Annotated in this window: 12 protein-coding genes, 2 tRNA genes and 1 other annotated feature; of the genes, 11 read left to right on the top strand and 3 right to left on the bottom strand. The window is 40.8% G+C overall.

Annotated features, from left to right (window positions below):
* Positions 1-28 precede the first annotated feature (28 nt).
* A complete protein-coding gene (locus IEV91_RS08075) occupies positions 29-1126 on the top strand; it encodes an HD-GYP domain-containing protein (RefSeq protein ID WP_188496919.1) in 1098 nt (365 codons plus the stop codon).
* On the opposite strand, the gene IEV91_RS08070 is transcribed toward IEV91_RS08075, so the two are convergent.
* A complete protein-coding gene (locus IEV91_RS08070; protein ID WP_188496918.1) occupies positions 1097-2062 on the bottom strand; it encodes a YaaC family protein in 966 nt (321 codons plus the stop codon). The genes IEV91_RS08075 and IEV91_RS08070 overlap by 30 nt on opposite strands.
* Positions 2063-2237: 175 nt before the next feature.
* On the opposite strand from IEV91_RS08070, the gene guaB reads away from it, so the two are divergent.
* The 7 genes from guaB to IEV91_RS08035 all read left to right on the top strand — a co-directional run bounded on the left by guaB (position 2238) and on the right by IEV91_RS08035 (position 9472).
* Positions 2238-3695 carry an IMP dehydrogenase gene (gene guaB / locus IEV91_RS08065; protein WP_188496917.1) on the top strand — a complete coding sequence of 486 codons (1458 nt, stop codon included), beginning with the start codon at positions 2238-2240 and terminating at the stop codon, positions 3693-3695.
* A gap of 175 nt (positions 3696-3870) precedes the next feature.
* On the top strand, positions 3871-5220 hold the full coding sequence (locus IEV91_RS08060; protein WP_229745471.1) for a serine hydrolase: 1350 nt from the start codon (positions 3871-3873) through the stop codon (positions 5218-5220).
* Between the two features lie 83 nt (positions 5221-5303).
* Entirely contained in the window at positions 5304-6188 is an 885-nt protein-coding gene (gene pdxS / locus IEV91_RS08055; RefSeq protein WP_188496916.1) for a pyridoxal 5'-phosphate synthase lyase subunit PdxS, read from the top strand.
* 20 nt (positions 6189-6208) lie between these two features.
* A complete protein-coding gene (gene pdxT / locus IEV91_RS08050) occupies positions 6209-6781 on the top strand; it encodes a pyridoxal 5'-phosphate synthase glutaminase subunit PdxT (protein ID WP_308420022.1) in 573 nt (190 codons plus the stop codon).
* 137 nt (positions 6782-6918) lie between these two features.
* Positions 6919-7149 (top strand) — a binding site (T-box leader).
* A 49-nt stretch (positions 7150-7198) separates the two neighbouring features.
* A complete protein-coding gene (gene serS, locus IEV91_RS08045; RefSeq protein WP_188496914.1) occupies positions 7199-8491 on the top strand; it encodes a serine--tRNA ligase in 1293 nt (430 codons plus the stop codon).
* An 80-nt stretch (positions 8492-8571) separates the two neighbouring features.
* Entirely contained in the window at positions 8572-9285 is a 714-nt protein-coding gene (locus IEV91_RS08040; protein ID WP_188496913.1) for a nucleotidyltransferase domain-containing protein, read from the top strand.
* A 94-nt stretch (positions 9286-9379) separates the two neighbouring features.
* Positions 9380-9472 (top strand) — tRNA-Ser (locus IEV91_RS08035).
* A 373-nt stretch (positions 9473-9845) separates the two neighbouring features.
* Here IEV91_RS08035 and IEV91_RS08030 read toward each other — a convergent pair.
* Both IEV91_RS08030 and IEV91_RS08025 read right to left on the bottom strand, forming a co-directional pair.
* Positions 9846-10499 (bottom strand): deoxynucleoside kinase, encoded by a 654-nt coding sequence (locus IEV91_RS08030; protein ID WP_188496912.1) that lies wholly within the window; start codon positions 10497-10499, stop codon positions 9846-9848.
* Positions 10496-11131: a deoxynucleoside kinase gene (locus tag IEV91_RS08025; RefSeq protein WP_239541256.1), complete on the bottom strand. Its 636-nt coding sequence runs from the start codon at positions 11129-11131 to the stop codon at positions 10496-10498. The genes IEV91_RS08030 and IEV91_RS08025 overlap by 4 nt, the downstream gene beginning before the upstream one ends.
* 103 nt (positions 11132-11234) lie before the next feature.
* Here IEV91_RS08025 and IEV91_RS08020 point away from each other — a divergent pair, with 103 nt between their 5' ends.
* The 3 genes from IEV91_RS08020 (at position 11235) to IEV91_RS08010 (ending at position 12395) form a co-directional block, all read left to right on the top strand.
* A complete protein-coding gene (locus IEV91_RS08020; protein WP_188496910.1) occupies positions 11235-11780 on the top strand; it encodes an HD domain-containing protein in 546 nt (181 codons plus the stop codon).
* A 214-nt stretch (positions 11781-11994) separates the two neighbouring features.
* Positions 11995-12195, top strand: coding sequence for a cold-shock protein (locus IEV91_RS08015; RefSeq protein ID WP_188496909.1), 201 nt, complete (start codon positions 11995-11997; stop codon positions 12193-12195).
* A gap of 124 nt (positions 12196-12319) precedes the next feature.
* Positions 12320-12395: transfer RNA gene (locus IEV91_RS08010), tRNA-Arg, on the top strand.
* Positions 12396-12897: the final 502 nt, after the last annotated feature.

The raw sequence follows: 12897 nt of genomic DNA, 5'->3' as shown, positions 1-12897 counted from the left end.
TTTAAAATGACGAAGTAGGTGGCAAACAGTGAAGGTGAATCTTAGCGATGTACTTGAAGGGTGTATATTGCGTTCTGATGTGTTTTCTAAGTCAGAGAAACCGATTATGCCTAAAAAGACGGTTTTAACCCCATTACACCTTGAAGTTCTTAAGGCATTTAATATTCAGGCCATTGACGTTGAAGAGATTTTAAATCATGGAGCGCCCTTTCATCCTAGCCATCGCAAGCGAGACGCTGTAGAGAAGGAAACCAATGACCGATCAATAAGTACTACTCATTCGGAGGCTATAGAAGACTACTTAGAGGCTGTCACCTTGTTTAAAGAGCAATTTATGAACTGGCAAAAAGGGCAAGCGGTAGCCTATTTAGAAATGAAAACGATGCTCTCCCCATTAATCCATACTTTCATTAAGGATCCAAAACAGGCATTAACCCTTTATCATTATTGTCAACAGGAGGAATATCTCTATCATCATTCAGTCTCTGTCGCCCTTTTATCCGCTTTATTGGCAAAAAAATTAAAATATGATTCCAAAGCTGTTCTCGATATAGGCTTCGCAGGTCTGTTAGCGGATGCCGGGCTGGCTAAACTCCCACCGAGACTTCTGAAAAAAATGACAGATTTAAATGACTATGATATCAAACAATTTAAACAACATCCTGTTTTTGGGTATCAAATGTTAAAGAAAGACCCACGGGTTCACGAAGGGATATTACTGGGTGTCTTGCAGCATCATGAGAAAGAAGATGGCAGTGGTTATCCTCTCGGAATTAAAGGGACACAATTACATCCATATAGTAAGATCATCGCTGTTGTTGATTATTTTCACGCTATGATTTGTTCAAGGCCCCATCATCCGAAATACCCTTTATATAAGGCATTAGAGTCTTTGAAAAACGACCGATTTAGTAAATACGATTCTCGAATCGTTCGTTGTTTCTTTGAAGATGTGCTTCATGTTTCAATTGGGACAAAGGTCAGGCTCACAAATCAGGAGGTAGGGGAAATTATTTACGTAGATACTAATGATCCTACTCGCCCCATTCTCAGAATGGAGGGCGAGCAAACCCTTTCTTTAAAGGACCATAAAGATCTATTTATTGATGATATTCTCTCTATTTAGTGAGAGGTGTTCGGCAATCATTTGTGGAAATTTCAAAGGCGTAAGGTCAATAAAGCGATGAATAAAAGGGAGATCGATAGAAGTGTGATGGAGATGGAGATCACTCCACCATTCTGTTTCATATCGGCTGATCATACTCAAATTATAAAGTAGAATTAAGTGTACCAATAGCTCTGGAAGTTCAAAAAATCCTTTTCTGAAACTAGGAAGATAATAATGCCCATAAAGATCCTTTTGGATATAGAAAAGCGATGAAAACCCCCTTTTATTGGCAAACTTGAAGTAGAGTTCTGTTGTAGGGTTTCGTTCGACAGGGACCAGATCCCCATCCAAAAACTGAAAAAAGCGTTGAGATGTCATGTGGAGGTCATCAAGAATACCTTGAGAAGTTTTATAAGTTGAATCATTTTGCTTGGTAATAGGGCGACATGTTATCCTCTCCCGCATTTGTAAGAAAAGCTGCTGCATATCTGGGATTCTCATCATAAGGTCTTCCATTTTAAATTTGAGGCCCTCTAAATCGCCTAGGTGAAATAATGTTTGGGCGGTATAAGAAAACAACCCCCGTTTTTGGATATGTACCGTATCCTGAGAAAACTCGTAGTTTTGACTTTTGCGTTTTCTCGTGGACAACCCATGGGCAAGGACTTCCGTATTTCGAGGGTATTTTTCGTCGATACTTAATAATACAGCCTTAATAAGCTGAACAGCTCCATAAAATAATAACACCGGCTTAATTTCATAAGGCGCACTTTCAGCTTGTTGATAAAATTTCCTTCCATGGTCAATATAGTAACAAAAGGTATATCCGTTTTTATAGCTATAAGAAAGCGGTTCGTCCACTTTATTTTTTTCATAAAGGGCTCTTAAAAATTTTTGTGTGAAATTCACAGATTTAAACGGCAAAAAGGGAGCCCATACTGTTTGATAATCCATGGTTTTCTCCTTTCTATTGTTTAGAAAAATGGAACAATTACAGGTTATCTTGACAGTTAAATACCCGATTGATAAGCTATCAATAATATTTTTCGGATGAACCGTGTGTCTTTAAAAGAAGGCATGAGAGTATCCTTCTTTTAAACACTTATTAAAAATTCGGGGTGATATGAAAATGTGGGAAGACAAATTCAAAAAAGAGTCACTAACGTTCGATGATGTTCTATTACTACCTGCTAAATCTGAAGTATTGCCAAAAGATGTTTCAGTTAAAACCCAATTGACAAAGACATTGAAATTGAACATTCCGATCATCAGTGCAGGTATGGATACCGTAACCGAAGCTGAAATGGCGATTGCGATGGCGCGCCAAGGTGGTTTAGGTGTTATTCATAAAAATATGTCGATTGAAGAACAAGCAGAGCAGGTGGATCGAGTCAAGCGCTCCGAGAGTGGTGTGATCACCAATCCTTTCTTTCTAACCCCCAAAAACCAGGTTTTTGATGCCGAACATCTAATGGGTAAATATCGTATTTCAGGTGTTCCTATTGTCGATGATAACCAGCATCTTGTTGGCATTATCACCAACCGCGATCTCCGTTTCGTTCAAGATTATTCCATTGCGATAGAAGAAGTCATGACGAAGGAAAATTTAATCACAGCCCCTGTTGGAACCACACTTGAACAAGCAGAAAAGATATTGGAAAAAAATAAAATTGAGAAATTACCTTTAGTAGATGACCAAGGTGTTTTAAGAGGTCTGATCACCATTAAAGATATTGAAAAGGTCATTGAATTTCCGAATGCCGCAAAAGATGATCAAGGCAGGTTGCTCGTTGCAGCAGCCGTAGGTGTCACTAATGATTGTCTGACACGCGTTGAAAAGCTTGTTCATGCAGGTGTTGATGCCATTGTCATTGACACTGCCCATGGTCATTCCCAAGGGGTACTTGATAAGGTTAAAGAAATTCGTAACGCTTATCCTGCACTGAATATCATCGCGGGGAATGTGGCAACAGCTGAGGCTACTCGCGCATTAATTGAGGCAGGCGTCAACGTCGTTAAAGTTGGCATTGGTCCAGGCTCAATTTGTACCACTCGAGTCGTGGCTGGTGTTGGTGTTCCACAAATCACAGCTGTCTATGATTGCGCAACAGAGGCCAATAAACATGGCATTTCAATCATTGCAGATGGCGGCATCAAGTTTTCTGGTGATATGGTCAAGGCCCTTGCGGCAGGTGGACATGCTGTTATGCTTGGTAGTCTTCTCGCAGGTGTTGAAGAAAGTCCTGGGGAAAAAGAAATCTATCAAGGCAGACAATACAAAGTCTATCGCGGCATGGGATCTGTCGGTGCTATGGAAAGCGGAAGTAAAGACCGTTATTTTCAAGAAGATCAGAAGAAGCTTGTCCCTGAGGGGATTGAGGGAAGGGTCGCATATAAAGGCTTACTTGCCGATACGATTCATCAACTCATCGGTGGGCTTCGTTCGGGAATGGGCTATTGTGGCACACCTACCATTAATGACTTAAGAGAAAAAGCCATGTTTACGCGGATTACGAATGCTGGATTGGTGGAAAGCCATCCTCATGATGTTCAGATTACAAAAGAAGCACCTAATTATTCCCGTTAAAGATTTAATAAATTTAATAGGGATAACCTATAAGCGGTGAGCTCTTTTTTGCCGCTTTTTTTACTGTAAATCAGAAGGGAAGTATTGAAATGTTTAGCCAATATTATCCAAGTTTCCCCTCTCCCATTTCTATGATAAAATAGCGATTGTAATGATATTCGGAGGTGCAACGTTTGTGAACGTTAGAAAATATATTCAACATTCTTTTATTCTATCTTTGGTGCTCTTTTTATTAGTGGCCACTTTATTTCATCCAAAATCTGCCTCGGCAGCAACCAATGACCCATTAAAAATTAATGCTAAAGCCGCCATTCTAGTGGATGTTAATTCTGGTAAAATTCTTTATGCTAAAAACATTGATGAAATGCTGCCACCTGCCAGTATGACTAAAATGATGACAGAATACCTTGTACAAAAATCAGTGGCGGATGGGAAACTTAAATGGGATACCACCTTTAGAGTGAGCCAAAAGGCATCAGATCTCTCCCATAACACAGATTTTTCTGGGGTGTCTTTACGTACAGATTATGATTATACAGTGAAAAGTTTGTATGAAGCCCTTGCGATTTTTTCCTCAAATGCGGCAGCAGTTGCCCTCGCTGAAAAAATCAGTGGCAGTGAAACAGAATTTGTGAAGTTGATGAACAAAACGGCTAAAGATTTAGGCATGGATGACGCTAAATTTATTAATAGTTCAGGTTTAGACAATGTTGACCTAGGCGATGCCATCGCTGCAGGGGGACCTAATGACTCGAACATGGTTTCTGCTCGCTCTTTGGCTAAACTCGCTTATCATATTGTCACGGATTATCCTCAGGCCCTAGAAGTTTCTAGTATTCCTGAAAAAGATTTTATTGGTGGTCCTGGTGAAAAACAGCATATGACCAACTATAACTATATGTTGCCGGGATTTGGCGACAATATGAGAGAATATAAGTATCCTGGAGTTGACGGACTAAAAACAGGTTTTACAGATGCTGCCGGTGAGTGCTTCACAGGAACTGTAAAACAAGGCAACCGCCGCTTTATCTCAGTCGTAATGCACACTGAATCAGAATCTGCACGTTTTTTAGAGACGAAAAAGCTTTATGATTATGGCTTTAAACAAACCTCTGATCAAAGCATTCTTAAAAAAGGGGCAAGCATTAAAGACAAAAAGTCCCTTCCAGTTGTTAAAGGGAAGCAAGATCATGTCGATATTGAAGTAAAAGATGCCGTCACCTTACCAATAGATAATAGTGATAAAGGCAAATATAAAACAGTATTACATTTAGATAAATCCTTGCTTAATAAGGATGGCGAATTAACAGCTCCTGTTAAAAAGGGACAAAAGGTAGGTTATATTACTTTAGAAAATACAGGGGATCATAATTACGGTTACTTGTATAATGCACCAAAAATAGATGTTGTTGCTAAAGAAGATGTTCAAAAATCCAATTGGTTTGTATTGACCCTTCGTTCTATCGGGCACTTTATTTCAGGTATTTTTACCGGTGCTGTTGATTTAGTGAAAGGTTGGTTCTAAATAAAAGTGTGAAGCCTTCCTTCTAGGAAGGTTTTACTCAAATTGTAGTAAGAAGAGCTAAGAAAAGTAGGGAGGAATATTAGATGGCACAAGTTGGTACAGATCGAGTTAAAAGAGGTATGGCAGAGATGCAAAAAGGTGGCGTCATTATGGACGTCGTTAATGCAGAGCAAGCAAAGATAGCTGAGGATGCTGGTGCAGTAGCAGTCATGGCATTGGAAAGAGTACCTGCTGATATTCGCGCTGCCGGTGGTGTAGCGAGAATGGCTGATCCACGGATTGTGGAAGAAGTTATGAATGCTGTCTCTATTCCTGTTATGGCTAAAGCACGTATTGGTCATATTGTTGAAGCCCGTGTTCTTGAGGCTATGGGTGTCGATTACATTGATGAAAGTGAAGTACTTACACCTGCAGATGATCGCTTCCATATTGATAAGAAAGCTTTTACGGTGCCTTTTGTTTGTGGTTGTCGTGATATTGGTGAAGCCACGCGCAGAATTGGCGAAGGCGCGTCTATGCTTCGAACCAAAGGTGAACCTGGTACAGGAAATATTGTCGAAGCGGTGAATCACCTTCGTCTTGTGCAATCTCAAATTAGAAAGATCACTAGCCTTTCTGATGACGAGCTCATGACTGAGGCTAAAGAGCATGGGGCTCCCTATGAAATCTTATTACAAATCAAAAAAGAGGGGCGCTTGCCTGTTGTTAACTTTGCTGCCGGTGGCGTCGCTACCCCAGCAGATGCTGCACTTATGATGGCATTAGGTGCTGATGGTGTTTTTGTAGGCTCTGGTATTTTTAAATCGGATAATCCTTCTAAATTTGCTAAGGCTATAGTGGAAGCAACTACTCATTATGAAGATTACGCGTTAATTGGCGAGCTTTCTAAAGGCCTAGGCACAGCAATGAAGGGGTTAGAGATGTCGACACTCAGCGCGAGTGATCGTATGCAGGATCGTAGCAAATAAAAAGGTGAGATAACATGAGCATAAAGATAGGTGTCTTAGGACTTCAAGGAGCAATTCGAGAACATGTTTGGGCCTTAGAAAGTACGGGGGCAGAGGTTGCTATTGTCAAAAAGATAGAACATCTTGAGGGGTTAGACGGTTTAGTTATTCCTGGTGGGGAGAGTACAACCATGCGTCGTTTACTCGATCAATATGGATTATTTGAACCGATCAAAGCCTTTGCTCAACAGCACCCTGTTTTTGGGACTTGTGCGGGTCTCATTTTAATGGCCCAGCAAATTGAAGGGCAAAAGGGCCCTCACCTAGCGTTGATGGATATTAATGTGAGACGGAATGCCTTTGGTCGTCAAGTGGCCAGTTTTGAAGCTGAGCTTGTAATAGAAGGTGTAGCTGATGATTTCATGGGTGTCTTTATTCGGGCGCCTTATATTCTCAATGTTGGACAAGATGTCCAAGTTCTATCTGTATATGAGGATAAGATTGTGGCCGCAAGACAAGGGCATTTCTTAACATGTGCCTTCCATCCAGAATTAACGAACGATTATCGTTTTCATCACTATTTTTATGACATGGTTAGAGCATATAAAGAATAGGCTAGTCCCAAAAGGTGAAGGTACAGGTCTAGTTGCACTATTGTTGGACAACAAGAAACGATCAGTGTGAGGACGTTAAGATATAGGCTTGCTTTTTTCAAAGGAATAGAGTAAATTATTTTAACAACGATATCAAACCTTATTCGATGAAGGGAAAAAGTAATGGCATGGCTTTGTGAAGAGAGGCGGTGGTTGGTGCGAACCGCTCAAAGTGTGTGATGAATCCATCCCGGAGACAAAATGTTGAACGATTTGAATGAATGTTGTATTCAGTAGGCATTTTCGGTGAATCCGTTATCTTCCTAAGAGATTTATTCCTTTTGGTAATAAATAATCAGGGTGGCAACGCGGGTGCTCTCGTCCCTTTATTTTGGGGACGGGAGTTTTTTATTTATAACGAAAATTGGAGGGTCAATGGTGTTAGACATTAAAATGGTTAGAGACAATTATGAAGAAGTCAAAGCAAGATTGAGCACAAGGGGAGGGAATCTAGGTGCTTTTGACCGTTTTCCAGAGATTGATGGTCAGCGCCGGGATTTAATTCAAGAGACGGAGGCTCTAAAGGCTCGCCGTAATGAAGTCTCTCAAGAAATTGCCCAAAAAAAGAAGAACAAAGAAGATGCTGAGGATTTAATTAAAGAAATGCGTGAGGTTGGCGACAATATTAAAGCCCTTGATGAAAAATTGAAAGCAGTTGAGGAAGAGCTTCAGGACTTGATGCTCTCGATTCCAAATCTGCCTGATGAAAGTGTCCCTATTGGGAAGGATGAAAATGATAACGTTGAAGTCCGTAAAGATGGAGAGCTTCCAAGCTTTGATTTTGAACCTAAGCCTCATTGGGAAATTGGTACGGAACTCGGTATCCTTGATTTTGAGCGCGCATCAAAAGTGACAGGGAGTCGTTTTGTTTTCTACAAAGGGCTAGGAGCGCGTTTAGAACGTGCGCTCATTAATTTTATGATGGATGTACATGCTGAGGAGCATGGCTACGAAGAAGTCCTTCCTCCTTATCTTGTGAGCCGTACAAGTATGATTGGGACAGGACAACTGCCTAAGTTTGAAGAGGATGCCTTTAAAATTAGGGAAGAGGATTATTTCTTAAGTCCAACTGCGGAAGTGCCGGTGACAAATTATCATCGAGAGGAAATCCTAGACGGTGAAGCCCTACCGAAATCTTACTGTGCCTATAGCACTAACTTTAGATCTGAAGCAGGTTCGGCTGGACGTGATACTCGTGGTTTGATTCGTCAGCACCAATTTAATAAGGTAGAGCTTGTGCACTTTGTAAAACCTGAGGATTCCTATGCGACCTTGGAAAAGCTCACGGGGCACGCTGAAAATGTGCTCAAGAAATTAGGCCTGGCTTATCGAGTCATCACGCTTTGTACAGGAGATATGGGCTTTACATCGGCCAAAACCTATGACATTGAAGTTTGGTTACCAAGTTATAATACTTATCGTGAAATTTCTTCCTGTAGTAACTGTGAAGACTATCAAGCCCGTCGTGCCAGCATTCGCTTTCGTCGTGAGGAGGGCTCTAAGAAAAAACCAGAATTTGTTCATACTTTAAATGGTTCTGGCTTAGCAGTCGGGAGGACCATGGCGGCTATCCTAGAGAATTACCAACAGCCTGATGGCAGTGTGGTTATTCCGGAAGCCTTAAGGCCTTACATGAGAGGTTTAGAAAAGATAGAAGCAAAGAAAAAGTAATGGTTAAAGAGCGGTGGTTTCTCAAGAGGAATCACCGCTCCTTTAAAATAAAAGGGGAGTAGTTAGGAGGAAATGAAGTCATGGAGGCGATCCTTAAAAGTGTCAAAACGCTCATTGCTGAGAGATATCCTCGATGTGAAGTGGCCATACTTGCAGGAAGTTTTATAAGAGGTGAAGCCACCTCACATTCCGATTTAGATCTTTTTCTGATGATCCCACAGCTTACTTCAGCCTATCGTGAGTCCTTTACCTATCAAGGCTATCCCGTAGAGGCATTTGTCCATAATTGGCGCTCTTACCAAGAGTATTTTGAAAAGGATTGCTTGAGGGCTCGACCTTCTTTACCGCAAATGGTGAGTGAGGGACGCGTGATTAGAGGCAAGCAAGGGGCTGAAAAATTAAAAGAAGAGGCAACGGCTTTGTTAGAACAAGGGCCTCTGCCTTGGACTGATGATGAAATTAAGGTCAAGCAGTATGAGCTCAGTGATCTTCTTGATGACTTTGAGGGGTCGAGGAAAAGAAATGAGGCTATTTTTATCGCTGGAGAGCTTGCAGCACGAGCTCATGAGTTTTATTTACGAACAAATAGGCAATGGATTGGGAGCGGGAAGTGGATCTTCCGGGCATTATGGCGCTACAACCCAGCAGTTGCAGAAGACTTTTCGAAAGCCTTTGATTGCTTTTATAAAGAGGAGAATAAACAAAAGGTCATCCAGTGGATTGAAGCTTTGCTCGCTCCATATGGTGGGAGGCTCTTTAACGGTTTTAGTCTAGGTCAATCAGAGAATGAGTGATAGGGGCAACCTTGAATTATTGTATAATTACGACTATAACAGATGGACTTGCACCTTGTAGAAGGATGTGATAATATAGTTATCAGTCCGATACGGAGGAGTACCCAAGTCCGGCTGAAGGGATCGGTCTTGAAAACCGACAGGGGCTTCACGGCTCGCGGGGGTTCGAATCCCTCCTCCTCCGCCATATTATTATTAAAACACACGCATGAATTTGGAGATAAAGCCACTCTTTTATAGAGTGGTTTTTTTGATTGCCTTTAGAAAAGATGTACAAAACGAGGACGCCTGTGGCGACCCAAGATCTTACTCTTTCCTACTTTTAAAATAAAAAGGGCCTTTCATTTCCGAAGTCACTGAAAAAGTAAAATTCAAGAATAGAATTGCAGAAATATGCGAGACTCCTGCGGGAACAGCGAGCCAGGCGAGACCCCGCAAAGCACATAATATCGGGCCCCGAGGAGGCTCGCGGATCGCCCGCGGAAAGCGAGTATATTTTCTGCATTTAAATATCAAATTCATGTTTTTCAGTGGTCCCTCATTTCCGAAGGCCCTTTTTTCTATTTATTTATGGTTGACGCAATTTTTTCGATGATAGGATAAAGACTGTTAGGATCATGATGGAGATCATATTGATCAATGTTGACACGAATGACAGGGCATTGGTCAAAGGTATTGATCCAAGCATCATAGCGCTCAAACATTTCCTGCCAATAGGCGATAGGCGTCTGCTTTTCCATTTCTCGTCCACGAGCTTTTATGCGATTGAGAATTTGCTCAAATGATCCTTCAAGATAGACTAAGACATCGGGAGCATTAAAATAAGGTGTCATCACCATGGCCTCAAAAAGATTTTCATAGGTGTCAAAGTCCATTTTTGTCATATTGCCTTTTTCATAATGCATACGAGCAAAAATGCCTGTGTCCTCATAAATCGAGCGATCTTGGACAACACCGAAAGGCGCATTAAAGATCCGTTTATGCTCTTTGAAACGTTCAGCTAAAAAATAAATTTGTAAGTGAAAAGCCCAGCGTTTAAAGTCTTTATAAAATTTATCGAGATATGGATTGCCCTCCACCTTTTCCATAGACGTTTGGTAACCTAAACAATCAGCTAACCCTTTAGCAAAAGTTGATTTTCCGATACCTACCGTCCCTGCAACAGTAATCAATGCTTTCTTAGGGAAGGTTTCTTTAATGGCTGTCTTCTTCATTCAAGTACTCCTTGTTGAATCCGTTCTTTAATCATAGTCAGTGTGTGTTGTAAGTCTTCAGGATGATCCGCAAAATTTAAATGATCGGTATCGATTGTAATTAAAAGGACATCAGGATGTTTTGTGGCAAATGAAGGGATCCATTCTTCATAAGAGGCGACCAATTGCTTTAGATAATCTACTGATAAATGTTCCTCTTGCTCCCGATTTCTTCTCTTAATACGTTTAAGTAATTCTTCCAAAGAAGCCTCCAAGTAAATGAGGACATTAGGCTTGGGAAGGTCACTTGTCAAAATTTCATAAATGGCGGAGAACTTTTTGTAATGAGCAGGCTTAAGGGTCTGACTAGCAAAAAGTTTATTTTTGAAAATATGATAATCCGAAACAATCGGGAGACCTGCCTGGTGCTTTTGTTCAATTTCTTCAAGCTGACCAAATCTATGCGTAAGAAAAAACATCTCTGTTTGAAAGCTTGCCTTTTCTATATCTTCATAAAAAGCCTTTAAAAAAGGGTTTTCCTCAACAACTTCTTCATAGCATGTATAGTGGAAGCTTTGGGCGATTGCCCGTGTTAAGGTTGTTTTCCCCACCCCAATGGGACCCTCTACAGCTATATAAGGTGTACTAATCAATTCAATCCCTACTTTCAGGACACATCCGTTTGGATGGCCATAGTCTTTTACTATTTTAGCATGGTAGAATGAGTGCAGGAAGTACTGAAAAGAGGTGAAATAAATGGCAGGGTTAACGAATATAGACATAGCGATTGCTTTTGCTGCAAAAGCACATGAAGGCCAACAAAGAAAAGCTTCAGAGGTCCCCTATATTTCCCATCCGTTTGGAGTGGCAATGCTTTTGGTGCAAGCGGGTTGTTCTGAAGCTGTGGTCATCGCGGGTTTACTTCATGATACTCTTGAGGATACGGAGACCACTTACGATCAACTCTTAGAAACATTTGGCCAAACTGTTGCTGACTATGTGAAGACTTGCTCCGAACCTGATAAATCGAAAGTATGGGAGGAACGGAAGCAGCACACAATAGATACACTTCAACACGCTTCAGAGGAGGTCTGCTCCATTATTTGTGCCGATAAGATACATAACCTGAGATCCATGAATACTGAATTTGAACAGTATGGAGAAGCGCTGTGGGAGAAATTCAAACGAGGAAAACAAGAACAAAAATGGTACTATGAGGAAATATCTAAGATTTTAGCTGCAAAAATGGGGCATCATCCGTTATGTAAGGCTTTACAAGATGAAATGTATAAACTATTCTAAGTCTTGACATATCTCTAGCCCTATGGTAAATTAAGGTCAACCATTTTACTAATTTATATAAGTTCGGAGTAAGAATGAAAAACCTTCGTTGGAAGTGGAGTAGTTTTTACCTCCTGCACTTCTGATGGAGGTTTTGTACTTATTAAGGTTTTATGTAAGTGGTAAATGGTTAGATCTCAAGGCGCACAGGGCGCAAGGTTTTAGGAGGATTAAGATGCAAAACGGTAAAGTAAAATGGTTTAACGCAGAAAAGGGCTATGGTTTCATCGAGGTTGAAGGTGGAAATGATGTCTTTGTACACTATTCCGCTATCCAAGAAGAAGGCTTCAAAGCCTTAGAAGAAGGACAAGAAGTAGAATTTGAAATTGTTGAAGGTAGCCGTGGACCACAAGCTGCAAATGTGACTAAACTATAATTTTTGACTAAATAAAGCAGTCCTTAGGGACTGCTTTTCTCTGTTAGAGAGGTTTATTCATTATTGGGAAGATCCCTTTTCAAACGACTTTAAGTTTTGTATAATGTAAAGGTGTCTTTTAATTGGCCCCGTAGCTCAGGGGATAGAGCGTCGGTTTCCTAAACCGTGCGTCGGAGGTTCGAATCCTCTCGGGGCCGCCATAATATAACTCTAATAAAACCAATAACAGCAAGGGCTTGGGAGACTTCCCATCCCTTGTTTTTTGTTTGATGCCTATCTTAATTCAGACAATTGTAGGGGTCCATAAAGAGCCTTTAATTCTGGTTCAATTTGCATTGTTTGTTGCTATTGATACAGATTGAGATGTAACAGGGAGCTCATGAAACAAAATATCAAGAGGCGCACCAACCGTCCGAGGAAAGCGGAGTGTATTTCTGTAGCGGTGGTTACGTCAGAATTTCTTTCGAATTCTAAAGTCCATGACTTGAGAAAAGCAACACTCTTCAAGAAAAGAGCCTTGTTAAGACTTCTTCAAATAAAATGGGATGTAAAAAGCGATCCCTGTTTTTCTGAAGGGGGAAGGGACGTTGCATCATGAAATAGCACTAAAATAAAAATAAAAAGAGGTGGCTCTGCTAAAATGGTACCTGTAGGTAGGACACTTGAAAAAGAGTGTTTCACCTACAGGTATTTTTTTGTATA

It is taken from the genome of Pullulanibacillus pueri (assembly GCF_014639255.1).
GTDB classification, from domain to species: Bacteria; Bacillota; Bacilli; order Bacillales; family Sporolactobacillaceae; genus Pullulanibacillus; species Pullulanibacillus pueri.
The sequence above is the reverse complement of the archived record's forward strand: the minus strand, read 5'-3'. Positions and strand labels throughout refer to the sequence as shown.